At 40.1% G+C, this 24858-nt stretch carries 29 protein-coding genes, 1 pseudogene and 1 riboswitch; of the genes and pseudogenes, 9 read left to right on the top strand and 21 right to left on the bottom strand.

The features are described from left to right. Positions 1–112: 112 nt before the first annotated feature. Positions 113–1657: an alanine/glycine:cation symporter family protein gene (locus ACQKN3_RS13370; protein ID WP_427712136.1), complete on the top strand. Its 1545-nt coding sequence runs from the start codon at positions 113–115 to the stop codon at positions 1655–1657. Positions 1658–1770: 113 nt separating this feature from the next. Continuing rightward, on the top strand, positions 1771–2526 hold the full coding sequence (locus ACQKN3_RS13365; RefSeq protein ID WP_427712134.1) for a 3'-5' exonuclease: 756 nt from the start codon (positions 1771–1773) through the stop codon (positions 2524–2526). A 221-nt stretch (positions 2527–2747) separates the two neighbouring features. Here ACQKN3_RS13365 and ACQKN3_RS13360 read toward each other — a convergent pair whose 3' ends face one another. From ACQKN3_RS13360 to ACQKN3_RS13325, 8 genes are all read right to left on the bottom strand, one after another. Next, on the bottom strand, positions 2748–3524 hold the full coding sequence (locus ACQKN3_RS13360) for a response regulator transcription factor (RefSeq protein ID WP_427712132.1): 777 nt from the start codon (positions 3522–3524) through the stop codon (positions 2748–2750). Next, a complete protein-coding gene (locus tag ACQKN3_RS13355; RefSeq protein ID WP_427712130.1) occupies positions 3502–4761 on the bottom strand; it encodes a sensor histidine kinase in 1260 nt (419 codons plus the stop codon). Before ACQKN3_RS13355 ends, ACQKN3_RS13360 begins: the two co-directional genes overlap by 23 nt. Positions 4762–5044: 283 nt before the next feature. Continuing rightward, complete coding sequence (locus ACQKN3_RS13350) at positions 5045–5479, bottom strand: GlcG/HbpS family heme-binding protein (protein WP_427712128.1); 435 nt, start codon at positions 5477–5479, stop codon at positions 5045–5047. A 29-nt stretch (positions 5480–5508) separates the two neighbouring features. Further along, complete coding sequence (locus tag ACQKN3_RS13345) at positions 5509–5841, bottom strand: glycerol dehydratase reactivase beta/small subunit family protein (RefSeq protein ID WP_427712126.1); 333 nt, start codon at positions 5839–5841, stop codon at positions 5509–5511. Next, complete coding sequence (locus ACQKN3_RS13340) at positions 5838–7673, bottom strand: diol dehydratase reactivase subunit alpha (RefSeq protein ID WP_427712124.1); 1836 nt, start codon at positions 7671–7673, stop codon at positions 5838–5840. Before ACQKN3_RS13340 ends, ACQKN3_RS13345 begins: the two co-directional genes overlap by 4 nt. 5 nt (positions 7674–7678) lie before the next feature. Next, positions 7679–8125, bottom strand: coding sequence for a diol dehydratase small subunit (locus ACQKN3_RS13335; protein ID WP_427712122.1), 447 nt, complete (start codon positions 8123–8125; stop codon positions 7679–7681). Positions 8126–8137: 12 nt separating this feature from the next. Then, positions 8138–8716 (bottom strand): propanediol/glycerol family dehydratase medium subunit, encoded by a 579-nt coding sequence (locus ACQKN3_RS13330; RefSeq protein ID WP_427712120.1) that lies wholly within the window; start codon positions 8714–8716, stop codon positions 8138–8140. Between the two features lie 12 nt (positions 8717–8728). Then, complete coding sequence (locus tag ACQKN3_RS13325; protein WP_427712118.1) at positions 8729–10396, bottom strand: propanediol/glycerol family dehydratase large subunit; 1668 nt, start codon at positions 10394–10396, stop codon at positions 8729–8731. A gap of 284 nt (positions 10397–10680) precedes the next feature. Between ACQKN3_RS13325 and ACQKN3_RS13320 the strand changes: the two are divergent. From ACQKN3_RS13320 to thiW, 4 genes and pseudogenes are all read left to right on the top strand, one after another. After that, positions 10681–10788, top strand: a pseudogene (locus ACQKN3_RS13320) (hypothetical protein); the annotation flags it as partial. A 199-nt stretch (positions 10789–10987) separates the two neighbouring features. Then, complete coding sequence (locus ACQKN3_RS13315; protein ID WP_427712116.1) at positions 10988–11689, top strand: nucleotidyltransferase; 702 nt, start codon at positions 10988–10990, stop codon at positions 11687–11689. A gap of 78 nt (positions 11690–11767) precedes the next feature. After that, positions 11768–12340 carry a cupin domain-containing protein gene (locus ACQKN3_RS13310; RefSeq protein WP_427712114.1) on the top strand — a complete coding sequence of 191 codons (573 nt, stop codon included), beginning with the start codon at positions 11768–11770 and terminating at the stop codon, positions 12338–12340. A 109-nt stretch (positions 12341–12449) separates the two neighbouring features. Then, positions 12450–12538, top strand: a riboswitch (TPP riboswitch). Positions 12539–12625: 87 nt separating this feature from the next. Beyond that, positions 12626–13132, top strand: a complete 507-nt coding sequence (gene thiW, locus ACQKN3_RS13305; RefSeq protein WP_427712112.1) for an energy coupling factor transporter S component ThiW — start codon at positions 12626–12628, stop codon at positions 13130–13132. Positions 13133–13232: 100 nt separating this feature from the next. On the opposite strand, the gene ACQKN3_RS13300 is transcribed toward thiW, so the two are convergent. From ACQKN3_RS13300 to ACQKN3_RS13260, 9 genes are all read right to left on the bottom strand, one after another. After that, on the bottom strand, positions 13233–13628 hold the full coding sequence (locus ACQKN3_RS13300; RefSeq protein WP_427712110.1) for a VOC family protein: 396 nt from the start codon (positions 13626–13628) through the stop codon (positions 13233–13235). Between the two features lie 285 nt (positions 13629–13913). Beyond that, positions 13914–14411, bottom strand: coding sequence for an SRPBCC family protein (locus ACQKN3_RS13295; protein ID WP_427712108.1), 498 nt, complete (start codon positions 14409–14411; stop codon positions 13914–13916). A gap of 121 nt (positions 14412–14532) precedes the next feature. After that, a complete protein-coding gene (locus ACQKN3_RS13290; protein WP_427712106.1) occupies positions 14533–15003 on the bottom strand; it encodes an S-ribosylhomocysteine lyase in 471 nt (156 codons plus the stop codon). A gap of 15 nt (positions 15004–15018) precedes the next feature. Next, positions 15019–15759, bottom strand: a complete 741-nt coding sequence (locus ACQKN3_RS13285; RefSeq protein WP_251690450.1) for an amino acid ABC transporter ATP-binding protein — start codon at positions 15757–15759, stop codon at positions 15019–15021. A gap of 36 nt (positions 15760–15795) precedes the next feature. Next, entirely contained in the window at positions 15796–16455 is a 660-nt protein-coding gene (locus ACQKN3_RS13280; protein WP_251690177.1) for an amino acid ABC transporter permease, read from the bottom strand. A gap of 62 nt (positions 16456–16517) precedes the next feature. Further along, on the bottom strand, positions 16518–17318 hold the full coding sequence (locus tag ACQKN3_RS13275) for a transporter substrate-binding domain-containing protein (RefSeq protein ID WP_427712104.1): 801 nt from the start codon (positions 17316–17318) through the stop codon (positions 16518–16520). A gap of 188 nt (positions 17319–17506) precedes the next feature. Beyond that, a complete protein-coding gene (locus tag ACQKN3_RS13270) occupies positions 17507–18949 on the bottom strand; it encodes an SLC13 family permease (RefSeq protein WP_427712102.1) in 1443 nt (480 codons plus the stop codon). Between the two features lies 1 nt (position 18950). Beyond that, positions 18951–20132, bottom strand: coding sequence for a glycerate kinase (locus tag ACQKN3_RS13265; RefSeq protein WP_427712100.1), 1182 nt, complete (start codon positions 20130–20132; stop codon positions 18951–18953). A gap of 159 nt (positions 20133–20291) precedes the next feature. Next, complete coding sequence (locus ACQKN3_RS13260) at positions 20292–21029, bottom strand: SDR family NAD(P)-dependent oxidoreductase (RefSeq protein WP_427712098.1); 738 nt, start codon at positions 21027–21029, stop codon at positions 20292–20294. A gap of 323 nt (positions 21030–21352) precedes the next feature. Here ACQKN3_RS13260 and ACQKN3_RS13255 point away from each other — a divergent pair, with 323 nt between their 5' ends. Further along, complete coding sequence (locus tag ACQKN3_RS13255; RefSeq protein WP_427712096.1) at positions 21353–21805, top strand: HEAT repeat domain-containing protein; 453 nt, start codon at positions 21353–21355, stop codon at positions 21803–21805. A gap of 93 nt (positions 21806–21898) precedes the next feature. Here the strand turns inward: ACQKN3_RS13255 and ACQKN3_RS13250 are convergent, their stop codons facing one another. Together ACQKN3_RS13250 and ACQKN3_RS13245 are read right to left on the bottom strand one after the other, a co-directional pair. Further along, positions 21899–22144, bottom strand: coding sequence for a cAMP-binding protein (locus ACQKN3_RS13250; RefSeq protein ID WP_427712094.1), 246 nt, complete (start codon positions 22142–22144; stop codon positions 21899–21901). 98 nt (positions 22145–22242) lie between these two features. After that, positions 22243–22647, bottom strand: a complete 405-nt coding sequence (locus ACQKN3_RS13245; RefSeq protein ID WP_251690184.1) for a DUF2512 family protein — start codon at positions 22645–22647, stop codon at positions 22243–22245. Positions 22648–22819: 172 nt separating this feature from the next. Here ACQKN3_RS13245 and ACQKN3_RS13240 point away from each other — a divergent pair, with 172 nt between their 5' ends. Further along, positions 22820–23200, top strand: a complete 381-nt coding sequence (locus ACQKN3_RS13240) for a PH domain-containing protein (protein ID WP_427712092.1) — start codon at positions 22820–22822, stop codon at positions 23198–23200. A gap of 307 nt (positions 23201–23507) precedes the next feature. Then, positions 23508–23789: a CC/Se motif family (seleno)protein gene (locus ACQKN3_RS13235; RefSeq protein WP_427712090.1), complete on the top strand. Its 282-nt coding sequence runs from the start codon at positions 23508–23510 to the stop codon at positions 23787–23789. On the opposite strand, the gene ACQKN3_RS13230 is transcribed toward ACQKN3_RS13235, so the two are convergent. Both ACQKN3_RS13230 and ACQKN3_RS13225 read right to left on the bottom strand, forming a co-directional pair. Beyond that, a complete protein-coding gene (locus ACQKN3_RS13230) occupies positions 23786–24406 on the bottom strand; it encodes an NAD(P)-dependent oxidoreductase (RefSeq protein ID WP_427712088.1) in 621 nt (206 codons plus the stop codon). The genes ACQKN3_RS13235 and ACQKN3_RS13230 overlap by 4 nt on opposite strands. A 102-nt stretch (positions 24407–24508) precedes the next feature. After that, positions 24509–24823: an excinuclease gene (locus ACQKN3_RS13225; protein WP_251690188.1), complete on the bottom strand. Its 315-nt coding sequence runs from the start codon at positions 24821–24823 to the stop codon at positions 24509–24511. Between the last annotated feature and the right edge of the window lie 35 nt (positions 24824–24858).

The following is a 24858-nucleotide window of genomic DNA, read 5'->3' as shown; positions in this document are numbered from 1 at the left end:
TGTTTAACAAGCGCTTGTTTGTGTTAATTACAGTAATAATACTTTTTTTCTGTTAACAGAAAAAAGCTCTACATAAAAAATTTGCTGTGCATAAAAAGGACGTGGTTCATGAATGTTGGAAATCGTTAATTTTTTGAATAAATATGTTTGGAGTAATGCGTTAGTATTTTTATTTTTGGCGGTCGGTCTCATTTTTACGTTGAGAACTCGATTTGTTCAAGTAAGACGTTTTAAAGATATGATCACATTGCTGTTTGAGAAAAATCATGACAGTGCCGGCATTTCTTCTTTCCAGGCATTAGCGATGTCATTAGGAAGCCGTATTGGTACAGGTAATATTGTCGGTGTTGCAGCAGCCATCAGCCTCGGTGGTCCTGGTGCAGTTTTCTGGATGTGGGTTATGGGATTTTTAGGTGCAGCCACTTCATTTATTGAAATTACCCTTTCTCAAATTTTCAAAAGTAAAATTGAAGGTGAATACCGCGGCGGAACACCGTTTTATATTTACAAAGGCTTAAATTTAAAATGGTTTTCCATTATTTCAGCGACGATTTTAATTATCGTTATCGGGATTTTATGGCCGACAGTACAGGCAAACACGATCGCTTTAACGGTTCAGGAATCATTCAATGTTCCTCCACTTGTAACAGGTTTACTGCTTGCTGCATTAATGGCTGTGATCATTTACGGTGGGGTAAAGCGAATCGCTACTGTTTCGGAATATTTGGTTCCGTTTATGGCCTTAGCTTACGTAACAATTTGTATCGCTTTATTAGTCGTTAACATTTCAGAAATTCCGGCGATGTTTTCATTGATCGTGACAAGTGCGCTTAACTTGAATGCTACATTTGCAGGTCTGGTCGGTACAGCCATCGCAATGGGTGTACAGCGTGGTGTATTCTCAAGTGCTGCCGGGTTAGGTACGGAAACGTTTGAATCCGGTGCAACGAGTGTTTCGCACCCTGCCAAACAAGGTTTAGTACAGGCATTTTCTATTTACATCGATACGTTTCTAATCTGTACAGCGACAGCCTTTATGATTTTAATTACAGGTATGTACAATGTTGCGCCAAGTGCTGGCGAGGCCATCGTATCGAACATTCCAGGTGCTAACCCTGAAATTTATACACAGTCGGCAATGAGTACACTGATCTCTCCGACATTCGGTCAGTACTTTATGACAATTTCATTATTCCTGTTCTGTTTTACTACGTTAATTACGTACTTCTACAAAATGGATACGAACATTGCCTTCATTAAAGAAATGCTGAATATCGGCAAAGCAGGCAAAATCATTACGCATGCTGCCCGCCTCGGACTTTTAGGCATGGTTATTTTCGGCGCAGTGAATTCGGCTACCCTTATTTGGGCGATTACTGATTTAGGAGTAGGTCTGCTCGGCTGGGTGAACGTCATTACGATCGTGCTGCTTTCGAAAACCGCTTTAACCGCACTGAAAGATTACGATACGCAAAAACGTTTGGGGCTTAACCCAACGTTCAACCCGCTAGTGTTAGGGATTAAAAATGCGGATTTCTGGGAAGACCTCGAAGCAAGATCTTCGATACCAAATACCGTTCCTTCAAAAGGAAAAACGGTCGTTGCGAAGAAAGTCCAAGAACGTCTGCAACCAGTGCCGAATCCGTTTTCTGAATAAGTGATAGGCTGACCATCGCTCGTTGTTTCGGTTGTGGTCAGCTTTTTTATTTATTATTTACTTCATATATGGTTCAATTATAGAACAAACGTTCCAATTAAGAGGTGAAGTTTATGGACATTGAACGGCTGCATATCCGCATCCTGATTACGTGCTCGATTGTGGGCTTTGCCAAACGTGAAGCATTGGCCGCAAGCTATCCGACAGAGGCAATTGATGAACTGGAACAGCACGGCTATATTGCCCGGACGCGCTATGGCCATTATTACAATACGAAGCTTGCCGCGCAGTATTTAAGAAAGTTTATTACAACGTATAGCCCGCGCTTGAAGGTTGCGGAAATGGTGGAACTGTTGGAGCATGCACCCGAATATATCGTCGTCGATATTGAAACGACGGGAGGCTCTGCTGCTAGAGGTGATAAAATCGTGGAGATTGCTGCACTAAAAATACGCAACGGAGAAACTGTGGATCTTTTTCACCGGTTTGTGAATCCGGAAAAACCGATCAAAAATTCTCATATTCACGGGATTACTAATGAACGCGTGAAAGATGAGCAAACGATCTCCCCTGTCATTCACGCCTTTAAAGATTTTTTAGGTGATTTACCGATTGTCAGTCACCATATCGGGTTTGACTGGTACAGCTTTCTCGCGCTCGAGTTTTTCCGAAACGGTATTCGCCCAACGAATCCTGCTGCCTGTACGGTACTGCTTGCGCGAAAATATTTGGACAGTCCGAGAAATAATTTAAATGTCATTGCCGAAACGTATAACATCCCGCTTCTTAACCATCATACAGCCGATGCGGATGCGATTTGTGCCAATGAAATACTGCAGCTTATTTTGAAGAAAGCGACTGCACAGTAGTGGGACGGTTCCATTAGTGCAATCGCTTTTGAGTTATAAGATGAGTCACGGTTTCAGTAAAATAGTTGGTGGTCATTTTAGAAAATACAGATAGGTTATTAGAATATTATTTTAACATGTTGTCTTCTCTAAATAACTCAAGAAGCAGAAAACTAAATTGAATGTTACGCAATAAAAAAGCTAAGGGAAGTGAATCTGAACCTTGACGCAGATTCACTCTATCACATCAAAATATTATTGAATGAATTCATTCTCTTTTTTCTATTTAAGTAAGCTTGTTGCTGGTATTGACTAGGGCTAACCCCTTCATACTTTTTAAAAACTCTAGCAAAATAATTTGAATCCGTAAATCCACATTTCTTGCTTATTTCTACAACTGTATATTCACTTGAATAACTGAGATAATGTTTAGCTTTTTCAATTCGACAAGCTGTGATGTATTGCGTAAGCGTATATTTTGTTTCTTGTTTAAACAACCTACTAAGGTACTGACCATTAAAGTGAACCAATTCCGCTAAATAATCTAGCTTTAAATCTATATGAAGATTATCTTTTATATACTCTATAATCGTGACAATTTCAGGATGTCTGCAAAAGCCCTGCGATTTGAAAGGGCTCATCACCGGCCTTTGCTCAACAGGAATATGCTTTGTTAGGGCTTGTATAATGTCCTGAGGATGAGCTGGTTTTAATATATACTCATTGATTTCGCTTGAAATGATCTGATCGGCAAAATCAATTTCATTATTCGCTGTCAGAAAAATAATCCGGCAGTGCGGAAGATCTTTTTTAATCATCTTGGCAGCTGTCAATCCGTCCATAACCGGCATTTCAATATCCATAAGCACCAAATCAATTTGCTTTTCCCTAGCCAAATGAACGGCATCCATTCCATTTTTCGCTTCTACAAAGCGATCGATTCCTAGCTTCTCTTTTTTTATTATCATCGTTAATACTTCCCGCTCCAATGGTTCGTCATCTACAATTAGAAGATTCAAGCAATTCCTCCTCCTGAAACGGTAATACAATCTGTACAGTCGTACCTATACTTACTTCACTTTTAATTACACTAATGCCATATTCCTCACCAAAATAATGCTTTATGCGCTTTTGGACATTATCCATACCGATTCCTGTTGTATGACTATTTCTTTTCTTTTCTGCACGCAAAAAAATTGTAGATAATTCTTCTTCTGACAAACCTACCCCTGTATCCGAAATCTCTAAAATTACATTTCCATCTCTTAAATACCCAAAGAATTTGATTTTTTTGTCACCACTTTGCGGTTCTAGCCCATGAATGATAGCGTTTTCAATAATTGGTTGAATTGAGAGAATAGGAACTTTAATTGCTGTCGGATCTATTTCCAATAGTTCCTCATATTCAATTTGATTGCGAAAACGGGACTGTTGAATGGTTAAATAACTTTGGATGTAATCTAACTCTTCCTTTAAAGTCACCGGCTCTGTTGTATTACGCAAACTGTATCTCATAATTTTCGCCAAAGAATACGTCACATTTTGGGTTTGTTCAGCATTTTCTAAATAAGCAATACGAGAAATGGTATTCAAAGTATTGAACAGAAAATGTGGATTGAATTGAGATTGCAGTACTTTCAATTGAAGTTCTTTCAGAAGGGATTTCAATTCAATATGCTCCTCAAGCTCTTTCATCAGTTTTACTTGCTTCTCATTCAACTCTTCTTCTACAATAGAATTAGAACTTATCTTCGCAATATAATCCGCAATCAATTGTAGCAGTTGCAAGGTAGACTCGATTTGCTTTTGGTTAGTAAATTCAATCTCTGCCAAAAACTGCTCAAGCAATTCCTGCTCAATCGGTAATTTTTTAAATTGTTCATGCAAATAGTGCAGTTGCTTTTTGTCATGAGGTTCTATTAATACTTGTCCACATAAAACAGAACCAAGATGTTTTCCATTAAGGATGATAGGCGCTGCCAAATCAATTAAGCCTGCATGGCAATGATGGACAACCGGTTGTCCTAGTTGAGCTGCTTTGATTCCTAAGTTTCGATCCGATAACACACAGCATTGCAATCCTTCTTTAGAAGAACGCATTTTTGAGCAAAAATTGGTGAAATTAGACGGTGTGGTGATAGGTTCACCATGCTCATTTGCAATAATGACGCCTAATCCGATAGCTGTTGCAAAACGTTCCTGAATTTCCTGAAGAACCTCAACATTTACAAGATGGTTTAAATTGTATGTAGTCAAAATTTAACTCCAACTCCCTCTTGAATATTTTTTCAGAAATTTACTTTCGTTAAAATATATCGAATCTTTATTTTGAATATTCTTTCTTTTTTAAAAGTCACTATTATTATAGCTCATTTAATCTTTAGAATAAAAGTTTAGACGCTTTACAGCAGTATAAAATTTATCGCTGAATTTTTATAGGTACTATTATTCCTTTTCAAAAAGACCTTTAGGAATTTAAAAACTCCTAAAGGTCCATTTAAAGCCTATTATTTCTTACGGGATAATCTCCGTCTTTTCGTTAATCAGCAATACTAGCTGCCTTGCTTAAATTACTCAACATATCAACTGCAGCTTTTGCGACTCGTATATCCTCTTTAACGGAGCCACCACTTACACCTATGGCACCGATAATCTGATTGTCTTTAATCAATGGAATCCCTCCGCCGAAAATAACAACGCGCCCATTATTTGTTGTATTTATACCGAACAACTCTTTTCCGGAACCCGTTGCTTGCGCTAAGTTTTCAGTTGGCATTTTCATAGCGATTGAAGTCCATGCTTTGTTTTGTGCGATATCCACACTCACTAATAAAGCTTCGTCCATTCGGTGGCATGCAACCAGATTACCTCCTGAATCCACGATACTGATTACCATGGGTACGTTGATTTTGACAGCTTCTTGTTCAGCAGCCTCAATCAGCTTTTTGGATAATGCTAAAGTGATTTGACTCATCCTTTTCACCCTTCCTTATTCCTTATTCCTTATAAGATCAATGGTAAGCCTTTAACTAAACGAGCCGCATTCTTGCCCACTTTTCTCCCGTTTTGCAAGTCCCCCAGTAAGTAAGGCTCTTCCTTTTTTAACTTTTCATGATGAACACATAGCTCTCCTGTTTGATTAATTCCTATTCCGACTTGCAACGTAGAACTAGAAGCGGCCATTGCTGCCAGTTCAACGCAATTATCTAGCTGATTTTCATCTTGAAGTAAATATGGTACACCTTCTTCTTCTAGTCCAGCACAAACTTCTTTCATTGCTTTCCGATCAAGATTCTGATGATGAAGAATCAGTATATGAATTTTCCGTATACTCATTGAGCAACCTCTTTTCTAACTGACGACAATATTAATCCTGTCGCTACGGCATTCCGCGGCCCTTCAGTCCCTCGTATGTTAGCAAAGCCTGCTACTATTCCATATTTCCCTAATTCTTCTGTTATCATCTGCGGAATTTCAAAATCCAGAGCTGATCCACCTAACATTACAACAAAGGACAAATGTTTTAAATTTCCTGTAGGTATAACCCTTTTAAGTGCTCTAAGAGAATTTGTCACAAATACCCGACGTTTGGCACTCCGGCGTATGTCCCGAACCTTCTCCATTGATAATATGTTTGGTAAAGGTGTAAGTTCATTTTCTTCACGAATCAAAACTTTTCCAAATGTATGTGGTGGAAAAGGCGTATTCGAAAAAAGTATCGTTCCATCTTCTAATTGCATATGGAACAAGCTTAAGACCTTACCCAGTGGATTTTTCTTTATTTTTTCAGCTAATTCTTTGTTTTCTAAAGCCAATTCAGAATTGATGAGCATGGTCACCATATCCCCAGCACCTGCTAAGTGGATAGAAGTTATTTTACCGGCTTCATTCATCAAAGCCGCATCGGTCGAACCTCCCCCCATATCCAAAATGACAATCGGTTTTCTGGTCCCTGGAGTTGTTAATGCGCCACGAATTGCCATATCCGCTTCAATTCCTCCAATTTCTACATTTATGCCTATTTTTTCTTCCAATAAAGAGGCTACTTTTTGTATAGGAACTTTGTCTGTTTTAACCATGGAAGCTAAAGCAACGCCGCTTTCCATAGAAAGTTCACCAGCTATTGCCCCACTAATGGTCGTTGGAATCACCGCATCTACAGCTAGGAAATCTGAAATCATAATTTCTTGCGCGGGTTGTCCAGTAAGTTGTGCTAAGTCATGGCGGAGACCATTAAACATTCCACCTACATTGGTGCCAGTTTCTCCTTTGACATCTTGAAGAGTCCCCAGTTTTTCATAAATACCCATGATCGATTCAGCACCATCATTGATTGATACTTCTAACTCCTGCTTATTTGCCCCTTGCAATATGACGCGCCCTGCTTCTATTTTTCGCTCGACCAATTCTCCTTGAGGAGTTAGGATGACAACAGCCGAACGGTTTCCCACCAAGGCTTTCGCAACCAAGGCAATCTGTTTGGTCTGATCAGGATCCAATTCGAAAACAGTTGAAAGCCCATAAGGATTGCTTAATGTACGGATTACATATCCCGGTAAAGCTACTTCGATTGCAGCCAACTTATTGAGTGGCACTTTATCGATTAAGGAAACTTCATCTACAATGGGAATTTTTTTAGTTAGCCGGTTATGAATTAATACCCCATCGTCTTTTTGCACAATAGCTCCAGTAATAGTGATTCCATTCTGTTCAGTTTTGTTTATCTGATAAGCAGCCCATTCATAGTCAAATTCTTTCGGGATGACCACAATGTATTCCTGCTCTTTTTCTTCAAGGGTACTCAGCTTATCGATTAGAACCGTTATACCGATCCCCATACCTGCACCACCCGGCGTATCTGGATTATGTCCGATCATAGAAGATTCCGTGATAATCGTTTCACTGATTAAATCCATCGCTAAATCACCAATCACAGGAACGGCATCATTTAAACGAATCAGCTCAATATCATTTAATGAAATCGATGCCTTTTTGGCAGCTTCTTTTAAAGCAGTGCAGATACCTTTCACATTGTCAGTCGTTCCTTTTATTCCAGTGGTTTTAACCAAATGTTGAGAAAGGAACTTTACATAGCCTTCTTCTAACTGTGCGACGGCTACTTCAGTTGAGGAATTGCCGATATCTACGCCGGCTATTATTTTTTTCATAACACTTAGTCCTCAATTTCCTTTAATCTTCCTCTTCTTTCATATACATCTGCCGCTTCACGGATTAAGCTGGCATTTTCTACAGCACCATATTCATCTTCCAGTTCTTGGGCTATCCTCAATAATTCTTCTTTCGTTGAGCGATTCGGACGCAGAGCATTATAAATTTCCAATATACGCGCATCCGAAATATTAATCATTTCTGCTGCACGTCGGAAATTTTTGGCCAGTTGGGCTCTGCCTATACTTTCACTAATTTCAGCTTGCATCTCCAATGTTCTTGGGCTAATTCGCAAATCTCTGCCCGTAATTTCGCCCGCTAGAGCTGCATCCAATGTTAACTCGTCATATGCTTTATCAGTTGTAGTAAACAATAAATCTGGGCTTTTCAAGCCTAATGGATAATCTTCTTTTGTTAATCGCTTCTTTTGTTCTAGGATTTGATTTTCCATTTTCTATTCCTCCTATTCAGTAATTGAAAATTCCACTTTCAATTCTATCGGCTTTTGATGCGGGATTAGTGACTGGCATTCTTTTAAGTAAAGTAAAGCCGCAATTGCCTGATATTTTGGTCGTGTCATAGCGTCATTCACTACCAGGACAGGATTCGGGCTTTCTCCTAATGCATATTTGGCAGCATTTTGCCCGATCTTTCGGTACATATCTAAAGAAATAACCGGAGATTGTGGAAACAATTCAAGATTACTTAAGGGATCCAAGTCACGTTGGTGAACAACTACTGTTCCCCTTGATTGCAAGCCGATACTTATTCCGGAACCACTCAGTTGAGCTGCTCCATGTGCCATAAAAGCTAAATCAGCGGTGCGTAAACTTCGAATGACTTTTGGAACGGCTCCTTGTTCTTCAATGCCTGATAAAATTTCACGCAAAACGGCAGCATGATCCACTTTGACAATAGTTTTATTCAATTCTTTTCCATAAGCTGGACCCAGTACTACAATTACTTCTCTTGGATTGGTTCCTTTGGTTGCCTGTCCTATTTCCGTTAACTTCATGTCGATAACATAAGTCGATGTCGTCATATCAAACTCCCCCTAGTCAAAGTCTTTCGGACTGATTGCTTGGCGAATATTTTTAATTTCTTCCCATCGTTCAGGGCTGAGACGGTAGCCTGTGCCGGGACCGCTGTAATCATTTTCATCATTTACAGCACTCATAACCAGATTATCCTTATTGATAATGGCGGAAGTATGAAGGTAATCCCCTGCCACCCGCTGCTTCAACATATCGAAAATTCGTTCGGCTGTTTGTCGATAGCCCCTTTTCGCTAATATAAGTGCAATATCAAAACCGGAAATCCCATCTCGCAGGATTTGTTCGGCAGATTTCAAGTCTTCTACAACATTTCTCGTTGGCATATCTTCGCTGCTATTGGCATAAGTTGCGGCTTCCACTTCTTCGTCAGTGATAGCCGGGAACCCAAGTTCATCAAAAATTGCTTGCATTGACTTAGCCGCCTGATAACGCGCTTCAATTATAGTTTCTTCATCCACTGGCTTTAATCCGCCATCCACCATCAAATCTCGTTGAATGATTAAATAATCATCTATGTCACTTGAGTCCATATTGGATCCAGCAAACATATCTTCATTGTTTGGTACTGCGCTAAATCCTGCAAAGATGAAATCCGTTCCAGGTAACATTTGACAAAGCATTTTTGCAGTACGTCGAATTTCTGAATGCGAGAATGTTTGATCGTTTCCAGAGGCTACTTCCAAGTCAAATATCATCGTAGCTAAGTTTTCTGCTAAAACAGCACGGAGCCCACTCGGAACCGAAGCTGGTATACCGATACAACTAATGGACCCATTTTGTAATCCTTGAACTCCTGCCCCTTTCGCCATCATTACACATCGAAGTTCCAGGTACAGCATAGATTTCCCTTCTGCTCCAGCCATTTGTACCTCTGAACCCGTTCCTGATGTAAAACGCATTTTAGCACCCCGTGAAGCATAGGCAGAAGCTAGAAATGATTTGGACCAAGGTGTATCGTCACCATCAATGAAAACGGGCTCAGTTCCGTAAATAGAAATTGTTTCAGCGTATGAAGTCAGTCCAAGCATGGCTAAACGGAGTTCAGTTGCTTCTTCCAACGAATCCTGTGTTAGAATCCCGCCTCTTACCGTTTGTGATCCTACCAGTAAAGCCAATGCATTGAATGGTGCATACCGAACGACTCCTACCGTTGTTTCCTGTTCGTCAAATCCATATAATCCGGCTTCTGCAGCATCCGCAGCCATGAGCACTGGGTTATCCCTAATGTTTGTAACATGGCATTGATTTGATGGTGTTTTCCTAGCTCGCATCTTTTGTAAAGCCATCATCATTTCTACAACATTCATATGATTGAGCACTTCTAATAATTTTGCAGGTGTCAATCCTTTCGATAACTCTACAATTTCAGCACGAGGGATATTGATATCAACAAGTTTCCGTGCAATCTCCATACTGTCAAGAGCCATAACCTGTTCAGTAATTGTTGCATCAATTGTATAATCCGAAATAAATTGATCGAGCATATCGAAATCTTTTCTTTTCTTGCCGTCCAATTCAATAATCTTTCCATTTTCTAACTTAATCGAAGGTTTTGGATCATTTGGGCTCGACATTGCCACAAAGCCCATTTCTGGCCATTCTTTCACGAATCCATCTTTATTGACGGGTCTATCTTCTAAAACTTCAAATCGTTTTGAACGTTGCATATATAATCCCCTTCTTTCTATTAATTTCTTGCTTGAAAGGTAGTAATAAGAACTTACCCCCTTTATCTTTTTAATTATTATAATTTTCTGTCTTTTAAAAGTCTCTGGATTTTAACTACATCAATTAGCACATTTTTGATTTTCTAGCTATATTGCATTAAATTTTTCAGATTTATTTGACAGTATAAATTTGGATTAATCTTAATTATGCTTTTCTAATTTTTAAAAAGTACATTGAAATGCCCCACCGCCTAATAGCTTTAGTAGAGCAGCCTTATAAGGAAGACAGCTATTTAATCGTGGAAGCTGGAGCAATAAATTAAGTCAACCATAGCGAAGAAAAAATTGCGGCAGAAGAAGTAGAAAATATGCTACTTGCCCACCCTGCTGTGTTTTGGATTTTATTAGAATAGTTGGGTGGTTATTAGAAAATGTCGGCGAATTATTAGAACATTGGAGTGCTTTATTTGAAGATGTCGGATGGTTATTAGAACAACTGAGTGCCGTGATTAGAACTATTTACATGCCTCCTGTTTTATTTGAAACTATTTCCATCCAATCGACGTAGAATAGAACAATGGAGGTGTACGGATGAGAAACTTATCTTCATATATGATGCTTACTGGGATATTGATCACTGCCCTATGCGGGAACTGGATCATTCTTAATTATGATGAGGTCGTGATTTATCCGAAAGCTTCTTATCTTACTTTCGGAATCGGATTAGTACTGGTAGGATGCACTTTTGTAATGAATCAAATCTTCAGTTACCGGGAACAGGAAAAAGCACATACAAAAGATAAACGGCATGCTCTAAACGAATGGCTTTCTGCTAATCAGCCAGTTAATAAATGGTTGAGTGGACTTGTTGTTCTACCGCTTGTGATCGCACCGTTTTATAGCTGGACGCTGTTTTTTACGATGCTGGAATGGTATTTATTTTCGGGGCTTGTAATAGCCGGTATTGTTTACATCCTGAAAGGTGACAGAGTAGAAGACAATAAGGACTGGGAGTATAAAGGGAAGACAAAAATGATGCTTGATCTGATCGATTACCGCAAACATCCCTTTAATATTTCGCTTATTATCTACATCCTGGTCATTGTCAGTTTTGTGTTAAGCAAGAGGTTGGATATTCCGCTCTATATGGAAACAGGGGGCAACTCGCGCTACGTTACTTCTTTGCCAACAATTTCATTTTTAATGTCTTCCTTAATGGTCGTGAGTACGTTTATTTATACCCTGTTTATTTTAATTTTCACATTAATCAATGCGTTGTATGTGTATTTTTAAATGGATGGCTACTAACGACATAGGCACACACTGGTAAATTATTGCATATTTTAACTACAATAAAAAAGAGGTGAACTATTGAATTCGAATCAAGATTATACATCAGTGCAACCCCAGTTTACATTCGACCTTAATAAAAACCCGTTGTTCGTTAAAGACCAGCAAAATTTTATTAATGTAATGGGCGTCAACCAGTTAAATACACTGGATAATATATCGCTGCTTGATATTTATTTGAGTGCCAATAATGTGATTGAACCGCACTATCACCAAAATGCGGCGGAACTTGTTTACTGTATTGCGGGGAGTGCGATTGTTTCGATTTTGAATCCGTTTACGAAACAGCTGATGCATTTTCCGATTACCCCCGGTCAAGTAGCGAACGTTCCTCAAGGGTGGTGGCATTACGAAGTCGCTACGCAAAACAACACGCATCTGCTTGCCATTTTTAATGCTCCGACACCGGAAGTCATTTTAGGTTCCGACCTCCTTAAGCTGACACCAGCAAATATTATGGCCCATACGTATGGCATGAACGAAAATTTATGGCAGCAGGCAATTGCTCCTGTCAGACCGAATACTTTCATCGGTCCGCCAAACCCTTGGCAACATGCCCAACCCGGTAATTATGGCGGCGGGTATGAGCAGTAGTTTTTCTCGGTCAAAGGAATCAAATTTAGAAAATGCATTTGCATAATGAAACGGCCGTGTTATGATAATTGTGAAATTAACCTAATATTGGAAGCAGATGATCTGCTCATAAAACTACTAGGGGCGCCTTTTGGCTGAGAAGTACCCTTTGCACCTGATCTAGGTAATACTAGCGTAGGAAAGTAGTGTCGATCCCCTATTTTTATTTTTGTATAGGCCACGATACCACTTTCTTAAATGAAAGTGGTTTTTTTGTTGCAAAAATTATTATAAAGGATGGTAGAAATGAATAAAACGAGAAAACTTACATATTCCGCGATTATCGCAGCGATTACGACGATTCTCAGCAGTTTGGTGTATATCCCATTAGGTTTTGCAAAAATTTTTCCGATTCAGCACTTTGCCAATGTCGTATCGGCGGTACTGCTCGGTCCATGGTATGCGGTATTACAGGCGTTTCTTACGTCGACGTTAAGAAATTTGATGGGGACAGGCAGTATCTTTGCCTATCCGGGGAGTATGATTGGCGCACTTCTCGCTGCATTTTTGTTTGCGAAAACGAAGAAGTTGGCGTTTGCAGCTGTAGGTGAAGTGATTGGGACAGGGTTGCTCGGTGCGATGGCTACTTATCCGATTGCGATTTTATTTTTAGGTCAGGAAGCGGCACTGTTCGGTTTTGTCCCGGCATTTATGATGAGTTCTTTTGCGGGTGCGCTTTTAGGCTATGGCCTGCTGAAGATTATGGTGAGAAATCGGGCATTTGGCGGGATGCTTTATCAGAATGTTGGGTGAATAGCTGGCGTTGAACGCAAGGGATTTATTATTAGAAGACTTTAAAATATATTAGAAAATGAAGCGCCGGGTATCGAGTCATGGCACCCGGCACATTTTATTAAGCTAAATTGATCTGCCATGACACGCCGTAACGGTCATTTAGCCAGCCGAACTTCTTACTGAAACCGTAATCACCGATTGGCATTAGCGGATGTCCGCCTTCAAGCAGTTTTTCATAAAGATGATCGATTTCTTCTTCTGTATCACATGTAATAAAAATAGAAAATGACGGTGTGAAGTCAAACTCATGTTTTATATTACTGTCAATGCACATAAATTCCTGACCTTTTATCGAAAAAGTTGCTTGCATAACTTTCCCTTCATCTCCGCCTTCATTTGCTCCATAGCGGACAATACTCGTAATTTCTGCGTCCTCGATAACGGATGTGTAGAAGTTCATTGCTTCTTCTGCAACGCCGCCTTGAAACATTAAAAATGGTTTTGCGCTTTTCATTGTACCCGTCCCCTTCTGAATTCAAATTTACACCACTTCAATTTAGCCTATTTTACCATTTTCGCGAACTTTTCTCCCTATAAGTTAGAGGCATCTCCTAACTAGACGGTGCCTTTGATTTAATATTTAAATTTCGCGATGAGCTGTTGTTCCGAAGATGCGGCTACTTCTTCTGGAACCGTATAAAGATATAGTAGAACAATTCAACCTTTTATTAGAAAATTTTCCCCGAAAATTCAATCACCGGATGGTCATAACCCCCCACCTTGTGTTTTATTATACGTCCTAACCTTGATAGCTCACTTTTCCGGTCTCAACTAATTCCTTCAGACCCATGAACATTAAATTCCAGCCATGTTCTGTGCCATCTCGCATTTCATCTAGAGCTTTTACGATGTCTGCATCTGTCCATTGCTCTTCATTTTCAACATGGATCAGTTGGGTGAACGTCATTTCACTGCCTTGTCCCAACTCTTTCAGCTCCACTGTGATTGTATCTTCCAGTTCGCTGAATTGCGGCATTTTAAAAGTGAACACGATTTTTTCAGGCGAATTGATTTCAACATACTTCCCGATCGCCCGGTAGTCTACACCTTGCCGGTGGTCTACAATTTCCCAACTGCCCCCTACTTTTGGGTCATTTTGTGCAACCTTATTCGTCCCTTCCAATGTAAAGAACCACTTTTTTATCATTACAGGATTCAACCATGCGTCAAACACTTTTTCAGGCTTTACATTAAATTCTCTTTTCATTGTTAATGTAGTCGTTGAGGTATTGTTCATTCAAATTCTCCTTTTAGTTACTTTAGTTTATTAATAACCTATTCACAGGAACTTTTAAAACAATTGCTCCAATAAAAAAGCCTCCTGCGAGATAACCCTCACAGGAGACGTGCTTCATTAATTATTCTCCGAAAACGATATGCCACTCGGCGCGGCCTGCTAAAAATTCCTCAGCTAATGCTTTTGCGCCTTCTAAACTATGGCTTGCCGCCCAGCCGCATTGCACTTCATTACATGCTGGAACAGCCTCTGCCTTCAGCACATCTTGCAGCGTATTTTCAATAATCGTTAATACGCCGTCATAGTCATTGTAGTTCAGTAATGCCAAGTAGAAGCCTGTTTGGCAGCCCATTGGCGATAAATCAACGACATCTTCGCTATGATTGCGGATACGGTCAGCCATTAAATGCTCTAAAGAGTGTAGTGACGGCATTTCCATATGTGCCTTGTTCGGCTGTTTGAAACGGATATCGTATTTTGTTACGACATCACCTTTCGCTCCTGTTTTTGTACCGGCAAGTCGTACATAAGGTGCCACTACTTTCGTATGGTCTAAATCAAAGCTCTCTACATTTGTTTTTTCTTTTGTCATGTTGAATCCCCCTAGTTAAATAAATTGCATCGATTTTATAAATTGTTGAATCCGTTCGTTGTTGTTTGCCGTAAAGAAGTTTTCGGTTACGCCGTCATAGCCGATTTCACCGTTTTCGAGAAATAAAATCCGATCTGCCACTTCGCGCGCAAAATTCAGGTTGTGCGTCACGATAATCATCGACTTGCCTTCCTCCGCCAAATTTTTCAGCACCTTCAGCACTTCTCCTTCCAGCTCGGGATCCAGTGCACTCGTCGGCTCATCGAACAGTAAAAACTGCGGCTCCATTGCCAATGCTCTTGCGATGGCGACACGCTGCTGCTGCCCGCCGGATAGTTGCGATGGATACTGGTCTGTTTTATGACTCAGGCCAACCTTCTCCAATAATTGCTGTGCCTTTTGTTTAGCAGCCCCTTTGTCTTTCCTTAAGACGGTAACCGGCCCTTCCATCACATTTTCAAGCACTTTCATATGCGGGAACAGATTGAAGCTTTGGAATACCATCGCTGTATTTTGGCGTATTGAAAGCAGGTTCTTTTGAGAGATTGGCTTGTTCAGTTCAACTTTTTGGTTGCCGACTGTCAAAATCCCTTTTTCAGGTCGCTCCAATAAATTGATACAGCGTAACAGCGTTGATTTCCCTGAACCGGATGGACCTAAAATAACCGTTGTTTCGCCTTCATGAAATGTTAAATTAATATTTTTCAATGCCTCGTTTTCGCCAAAGAACTTCGACATTTGCTGAAATTGTACGATAATAAGCCCTCCCTTCTAGCGCTTCACCTGACACTTCTACACATACTTCGATGCGTATTTTTCCAGGCGGCTTTGAATGATCATCAGTATACTAATGAAGATTAAATAGATGACCGCACAAAGTGAATAAATCATAAGCGGCTCATATGTACGTGCGGTAATTTGCTGTCCGACCATGAATAGATCCGCTAGAGTAATACTCGCAACTAACGATGTGCCTTTCACTAAATCGATAAAATCATTGGCCACTGATGGTAATGAAATTCGGACGGTTTGCGGTGCGATCACTCGTCGCATCATTTGCCAATACGTCATACCGAGAGATTCTGCAGCTTCCCATTGTCCTTTTGGGATGGCCAAAATCGAAGCTCGAATCGATTCAGATGCATAGGCGCCTGTATTCAGTGAGAATGTAATAATCGCCGCTGTCCAGGCATCAAGGGTAATCCCCAATTTCGGAAGACCAAAGAATACGATAAACAATGTCACCAATAATGGTGTTCCACGGAATACCCAGACGTAAGTACCGAAAATCCAGCGTAATACTTTATAGTTTGAGATTCTAGCCAGTGCCGTCACGACTGCGATGACTAATGCTATGGCAAAGGCAATGAGCGATAGCGGAATGGTAACAAGAAGTCCTGCTTTTAAAATCGGCCAGATCGAGTTAAGTAAAATATCCATTTCTCTACTCATCCACTAACACTCCTTTCTATAGTTAAATCCACGTAAAAAAGGCCGTCGAAACGACCTTTCCATTAGTTGTTTGAAATAACATTTTCACCAAAATATTTTTCCGAAATTGCTTCGAATGTACCGTCTTCTGTACGTTCTTTAATAATTTCATTTAACTTCTCACGGAACTCATCGTTTTCTTTATTTAAAATTAATGCGATATCTGTTGAATTGATCGCACCGTCCAGCACTTTCAACTTCGTATCCGGCTGTTCCTGCAAGTATGTCAGGAATGTCACGCGGTCATGGATTGTTCCATCAGCGCGGCCTTGTACAACAAGCTCGATTGAACTCATCAGATCATTTGTTGCGACAACTTCTGCACCAAGCGCTTCTGCATCGCGGGCAAAGTTACTTGTAATTGTTTGTGAAGATTTTTTGCCGTCCATGTCAGCCGGCTCTTTAATTTCTGTGTTATCTGTATGTACAGCAACAACCGCTTCTGATTTCATATATGGCGTTGAGAAATCATACTTTTCTTTACGCTCATCTGTAATCGATACATTGTTAATTACGAAATCGTATTTATCTGTATCTAAACCCGCAATTAATGAATCCCATTTTGTTTCAACATACTCAGCTTCAACACCTAGGTCTTTTGCGATCTGATCAGCAATTTCATATTCAAAGCCTGTTAATGCTCCTGATTCATCATGGAAGCTGAATGGAGGGAATGTTCCTTCAAGACCGATTTGAATTTTTCCTTCTGCCTGGATTTCCTCTAATTTATTTTTTGCCTCGCTTGCGTTTTCTTCTGATTTGTCGCCACCACATGCTGCTAAAACAAGCGCTGATAATGTAACGATTGATAGTAATTTTTTCATGCTAAATGCCTCCGCTTTTAATTCCTAGTTATTTAATAAACTTTATATTATAACAGGGTAATAATAAAAACAATCTTTATTTTCTGAACAATTATTAAATTTAAAACTTTTAGTTAATAAAGGCTAGGAATCGTGCAAAATGCAGATAAAAAGTGCCAATTCCCTCAAATAGAAAATTGACACTAACTTTATAAATGCATGCCTGTCCATTGCCAAAAAGTAAAGTAGAAAAGCATGATGATGAATATATATAGGGGCATTAAAATGGCGCTAAGCTTTACGAGATTCCGCGCATCATAGGAAATATCCCCCTCCTCATAAAACAGCAGCAATGCTTTTGAGCTGACCGGCACCGTTACACAATAGTTCATCCCGATTAAACTTAAAAACACGACAGTTGAGGGGTTTACGCCGATTAACTCACTGAACAAGATCAGTCCTGGAATGAAGACTATGGCACGTGTCGTATGGGAAGTAATATACAGATGACTTGTTACGGTAATCGTTAGGATCATTAATACGATCAGCCAGTCCGGTGCAACGACAAACAGATGCAACACGCTGATCATTTCACTTTCTATCCATTCCACAATGCCCGTATCGACCAATACTTTGCCGAGCGCGGTCGCTGCAGCAACAAACATCACAAGATTCCATGAAACGGCATTCATTCCTTGTTTCCAGCTGATAATTCCGAAGTTTGGCATCATGAAAAGAATGGCACCGATTACTGTAATCAGTTCAATATCCAACCCGTGGAGGCTTTCCGTCATCCAGCCGATGATTAAAAATAATATGAGAACCATTGTCTTTTTTTCATCTTTTCCAAAAGGTTTTGTTACAGGAATCGTTTCAATACTTTCCAATTTCTCTACACTCCCCCGCGGCCACAATGTCCATTTGATGACGATTAATGAAAGCAATGTTACAACAAGTGCAAACGGAACACCCCATATTAACCACTGGATGTAGGAAATCGATTCACCGGCCGTACTTTCCAGAAAGCCGATGCCGATTAAATGGGAACCTGCTCCGATTAAAGTCGCCGATGTACTCATTAAAATGATTACCGGTGCAATAATCGCCAAAATACTTTGTTCTTTAGAAGAAAATTTCTCGCTGATTTGCTTAATAATCGGCATCGACAATGCTGCTCGCCCTGATGTTGAAGGGATAAAGAAGGCCGATGCAAACAATACCGAACTTAGTCCAAGCACGACATTTTCTTTTTTATTCGATTTACTTAAGATGAACAGCGTCAGTCGCTCGGCCAGCCCTGATTTTTTAACGGCTTCCCCGATAATAAACGCGCCGATCATAAGCCACACGACTTTCTCGGATAATGAGTTGTACAATAAATCAGGCTCTGCCGCATTCATTAAAATAATAAATGCAATAAGGGCCATCGCCACCCAGCCTGCTGAAAATTTCGTTGTCACCCATAACGTCATCGCGGATAAGAATGCAAATAGGGATACTTTTGCACTGTAATCCAAATCTTGAATGAAAATAACGGCAATCAGAATCAGGATGTGTATGGAAATAATGATCGCTGTCTTTCTCGGCATCGATTGAATCTTTGTTTTCAGGCGATTTTGCTTTTGTTTATTTCTTTCTACTTTGCTAGGCATATTAAATGGCTCTTTCTTTTCTATTTTCTTTATTGGCTATTTCCATGCCAATTGAAACTTTCCGTAAAATTGATTCCGTACTTTCCTCGATCCATTTCGGTGCCTTTTTAATCGCCTTTTCCAAAGATATCGGTTTTTGAATGATGCTGCTGTAGGCATCAATCCCGGCTTGATAGTTCAGATTTGCGCCTTTTCCGATTGTTCCAGTAATCGCAATGACCGGGATGTGATTCTTTTTCGCAATGCGTGCAACCTCAGCAGGGATTTTCCCGTTCGGTGTCTGAAAATCAAGACTGCCTTCCGCTGTTAATATGATATCCGCCGTCAAAATTTTTTCTTCTATATTGATATATTTCATGATGATATTGAACCGTGGATGCAATGTAGCACCCGCAAATGCAATCAGTCCCGCACCTAACCCGCCGGATGCCCCGCTGCCCGGTAACGAACGAACATCCACTTCTGTTGCTTGTTCAATCAAATCCGCATAATGATCAAGCGCAGATGCTAGTTGTTCCACCTGTTTTGGTGTAGCTCCTTTTTGAGGTCCAAATATATGCGCAACCCCTTTTTCCCCGCATAAAATATTTTTCCAGTTACACGCAACATTGATCGAAACGTTCTTTAACCGTGGATCGGCATTTTCCGTATCAATGGTATTGACAGCCATTAAATCTTCTCCGCCATTCACTTGGACAATTTGCCTGTTTTCATCTAAAAACTGAACCCCCAATGCTTGCGCCATTCCTGCACCCCCGTCCGATGTACCCGAATCCCCGCAGCCAATCAGAATATTATCAATGCCCATATCAATTGCCGCAACAATCAATTCCCCTACACCATAAGTAGTCGTTTTCAACGGGTTTCTTTGATGACGCGGGACGAGCTTTAAACCGGCCACCGCTGCCATCTCAATGATCGCAGTCCGTTTCCCGTTCTCTTCATAAATACCAAAATAGCTTTTAATCTTTTTGCCGACCGGTCCAGTTACTTTTTTATAAACTAATTCTCCGTCCTTTAAACGAACAATTGTCTTCACGAATCCTTCCCCGCCATCAACCATTGGCATTACTTCCAAATCAATGGTCGGGTCAAAACGTCTTACCCCCCGTTCCATCGCTAATGCGACATCCTCTGCATCCAAACATTCTTTAAACCCTGATGGTACGATTACAATTTTCATTAGGCATCCCTCCAAAATTTATTAATTGTAACTGTATCATCCCAAAATTAGAAAATACTGAGAACTCTATTAGATTACGATGATAGAACGAGGAGTGCGTTTAACAATTGGAAATGGCGCTGTTCCTCGTTGCAAGGAAAGCGCCCTTCTTTTAATCTACTATTCTTCATAAATCATTTTCTTTGTCATCCCGCCATCGATTGTCAGATCCGTCCCGGTAATAAAATCATTTTGCGGGTTCGCTAAATACAGACAGGCACGTGCAATATCATCCGGTTTGCCGACGCGGTTTGAAAAATGCTGGGCATGGTCGGAAGGTCTGAGAGCATCGTAATCTCCTGTTTCAATCCATCCAGGCGAAATGCTGTTTACCGTTATGTTTAGCTCACTGAACGAGCTTGCCAATGCATGTGTCAGGGCAAGGATTCCGCCTTTTGTTGCCGCATAGCTTTCTGAATTCGGTTCGGACATGACGGCACGCGTTGAAGCAAGATTGATGATTGCCCCACCGTTTTTCATCAGCTTTGCCGCCTCACGTGAACATAAAAAGACACTCCGCAAATTCGTATTGATGATGTCATCCCAGTCTTCAAGCGATAATTCCAGCGGTGAAATCCATTTCCCTTGTCCCGCATTATTGATCAAAATATGAATCTCGCCAAAACGGTCAGCTGCCATTCCCATCAATTGACGTACACTCTCTTCACTGCGCACATCGGTCTCGGCAAAAATGGCGGAGTGCCCTTCTTTTTGGAGTTCCCCTGCCAGCTGGACACCTAAGTCATGTTCGATATCTGCGATGATAACATTCGCACCGGCTTTTGCAAAATGGGTTGCTACGGAGCGCCCGATTCCTTGCGCTGCCCCTGTTACGATCACGGTTTTGTTTTGGAACATTGGTTGAATTCCTCCTTTATAAATTGCTTAGTAAGAGTGTAACTGAAATGGGTTGAGATTTCGTGTTTGAGGTTGTGCTTTTTTGCCGGTGCAAGCTTTGATTATCACGTTATTGAGTGACGGGGCGGATTTTTATTAGAAAAGTTCGGGTACATATTAGAAGAGTTGTATGGGATATTAGAACAATGGAGAGCATTATTAGAAAATCACCCTCACTGCAATCGATTCCGCCCATCTAGTAGAACGAGTAATTACCTCGCTTTCATGCTATAATAGATGGAGCGGATCGTTGCTAGTAAGGCAATGACAAAGGAGACAAAATAATGAGTCAACAAAATCAAGAAACAACACAACAATTACCTGAAAATTTCAGTGAATTAAAGAAAGCTGTAAACCGTACAGCAGATTGGGAAGCACGTTTAGATGCGGTACAGGAATTAGCGAAAATTAAAGCCGATGAATCAATTAAAATTTTGCAATATGTAGCGAAGGCCGATCTAGTAACAAAAGTTCGTGATGCTGCTGTGAAACAATTAAAGAAGATGGGTCAGCAAGTTGAACCGTCGGAAGCACCGAAAGGCGAATTGTTCAAAGACCTGCGTAAAATTTTCAAACGTATTAAGAAGAGCTTGCCTGCGGACCACACGTACGAGGACTTCAAAGTAAAATTGGAAAAAATGCGTATCGATATTTACAACACATATGAAGGCGAAAAAGGTGCACAGTTTGACGCTTGGCTGAAGGATATGTGGGAAACAACGACAACTCGAAAATAATTACAGTGAACACGGATTAATTTCCGTGTTCTTTTTGTTTCGTACACTCTAAAAATAGAAGAACATCAATTGAATTGATGTTCTCATTGGCACTTACCTCGGTGCGTTTCGATCTAAAATTGCGGACGTGTTATCTTCATGTAAATTATTCAAAGTCGTTGTCGTGCTGTCCACTTTGGCGTATTCATTCAGCTCATCCATTGGAATCACATCTGTTGTTTGTACTTCCACAGCATGGGCAAGTAGCGCTTTGCTGTCATTTGGTGAAAAGCCAAGCGTTTCTTCTACTTGCCGGTTTTTCATTTCTTCATTTTGATTCTTTTTCGGATTGTTCTTCATTTTTTACACCTCCTTTATTAGGATGTGTGATGCATCGTTCATTATGTAAAAAACAAAAAATAGCACTCTCCTTATTGGAAAGCGCCATTATGAAACTATTAATAATCTCTTTGAGCATCCGTTGCTTCAGCACTATCAAATACTTGTCTATCAATATATTTGTGGAAGAACCATTCCCCTAAACCGATGACTACAGCCGAAACAATGGCAGCTGCTACAATATTGTCGTTGTTTTCAGAATAGCTTTGTGCCATAAAGTAAATAACAATCGCTGCTAGAAGTACATCAGATAATGTTGCGATGATATTTCTTTTATCCTGCTCTGCGTGGGTACCAGCATTTTGGAAAATCCCTAAATCCCCAACAACATAAGCTAAAAGTGTTAACACTAAGCTGATTACTAATGTGTCGCTAAACGCAAAATCAAAAAATCCTGCAAGAATAATACCTAAAACTGCCGCAATCATCACAAATTTAATAACTAAAGCTTTCAAATGATTCATATAGAATTCCTCCTTTAAATTTGTTATACAGCTTTAATACCCATCTAATATATTTTTACTCATTTTAAGAGAAAATTATTAAATTAATATTTCGGAATAAAATTCATCATTCGTAAGTATATCTTTTAAAAGAATGGAAAAAATAGTGGAATAAACAGATGAGGTGAACATAGTGGGTATTTTTGATGGTTTGATGGGCAATGCAAGTGAATTGAAAGCAGAAGATGTTCAAAAAGAGATGGCCGAAATCATTACGAGTAATGAAGAAGTCAAGCATGCTTATAAAGTAATACGAGATACATTCATCTTTACAAACAAACGCTTGATCCTCGTTGATAAACAAGGAATGACGGGAAAAAAAACGGAATATATGTCCATTCCGTACAAAAGCATTACAAATTTTTCGATCGAAACAGCCGGAACTTTCGATTTGGATGCAGAGTTGAAAATTTGGATTTCCGGAAATAGCATCCCTCTTCAAAAGAAGTTTAATAAAGCGACGAATATTTATGCTGTCCAGCGCGTTTTGGCAGAAAATATTTTGTCTTCATAACAATTAAAACGAACGATTGTGATTGCTCCTTTCCGGGAAATCCGAATCGTTCGTTTTTTTTGTTTCTTTTCTATTTTGTAATTTATGATATGGTAGAAGCAATATGGATATTAGGAGATTTTCCGTTATATTAGAACATGTCTGGAGTTTATTAGAACTTCCGCCGCATATATTTAAACATCGGGAACACTTATTAGAAGATCGTACATATATATTAGAAAAACACAGTTTTATTAAAACATTTTTAAGTTTATTAGAACATTGAGCGGTGATTTTAGAACTTCTCTAAGAAAGCGAGGAACCCTTCATGCAAATCGAACTCGATACAAATACGAAAAAATGGATGCAGTCAAAAGGCAAGCCGGTTTCTGTAAAAACCATTTCGGTGAACGCCTGCTGTGCACCACCTGTCCAGGAATTGATGACTCAACTAGGAAAGCCAAAAGATGTGCATAACTATCAGGAAATCAAAATCGATAACCTGTCCATTTTCATTGAGAAGCATCTTTCACATAATGAGAAAATCACACTGAAGCTTACAGGCATCGGTATTTTCAAAATGATTTCGGCAAAGTTAGGGAGCAATTAGTAAGCGATTCCCACACGCGCTTTTATAAATTCGTTGCTTTGCAGTAAGCTGTAGGTAAAATCTGCTGTATCCGGAACTGAAATTTGGCTGCCGTCTACCGGTAGAAAATTGGGTTCTGTCCGGTAGTTCCCGATCCGTTCCCCGTCCGGCAAATAGGTAGGACAGACAATTGTCCAGTCAAGGTTGGACTGCTGCAGTAACTCGTACACTTTATGGTGTTCTTCGGCAGCACGGGTTAACTTCCGCTTTGATTCGCTTGACTGATAGCGCAGCAGTTCCGGGCTGACCCGGCTTTGCAGAATGCCGGCAGTACCGATCGTGATGATTCGTTTGATGCCTTCTTGTTCCATCGCATCAATAAATAGCGGCATACTTTCGGTTAAAGTCGTTCCCCCATCTGTATTCAGTGCACTTAACACTACATCCACCCCATACATCGCCCGCGTAACATCTTCTTTCTTCAGCACATTCCCTTGAATAACTGTTAAATTTTCATGCTGATTTTCAATTTTGTCCGGTGTACGAACGAGAGCTGTTACATGATGGCCGTCCTTAAGCGCATTCATAACTAAATGACTTCCAACTCGACCTGTTCCGCCTAAAATTAATAGATTCATGAGTAAAACCTTCTTTCATATATGAATGAGCTTAAACAAATAAACAGTCGGCCCCGGATATCGGTCCCAACTGTCTAAATGGAATTAATGCTGTGTAATTAATTACCCTTCAATATAATTCGCTTCCAGGCCGCGCGCTACTTCCTTCGTTTTATCCATAACTGCGCGGTGTGCCGCCGCAACATACAGCTCGTTTTCGTAAAAACGGAACGGTATTTCCTGGCTTTCATATTGCCACATGAAGAAGTGGCCGTTAATTTTCATATTGACACCGTCTTGTGTGACACTATAGAAATCTCGGTATTCGAAATCTGGTTTTGTCGCAAAGAAGTTTAGGCATTCCTGTAAGCTGAGCGTAGGATTCCCTTCCTGATCATGACGTGTAATTTTATATCGTGGATTCATTCGTGTATTCATTAAAAATCTCCTTTAATAACCATCTATCGTTTCAT

Origin of the sequence: Solibacillus sp. NPDC093137, assembly GCF_050280445.1 — a bacterium.
In the GTDB taxonomy this organism is placed as follows: Bacteria; Bacillota; Bacilli; order Bacillales_A; family Planococcaceae; genus Solibacillus; species Solibacillus isronensis_B.
The sequence above is the reverse complement of the archived record's forward strand: the minus strand, read 5'-3'. Positions and strand labels throughout refer to the sequence as shown.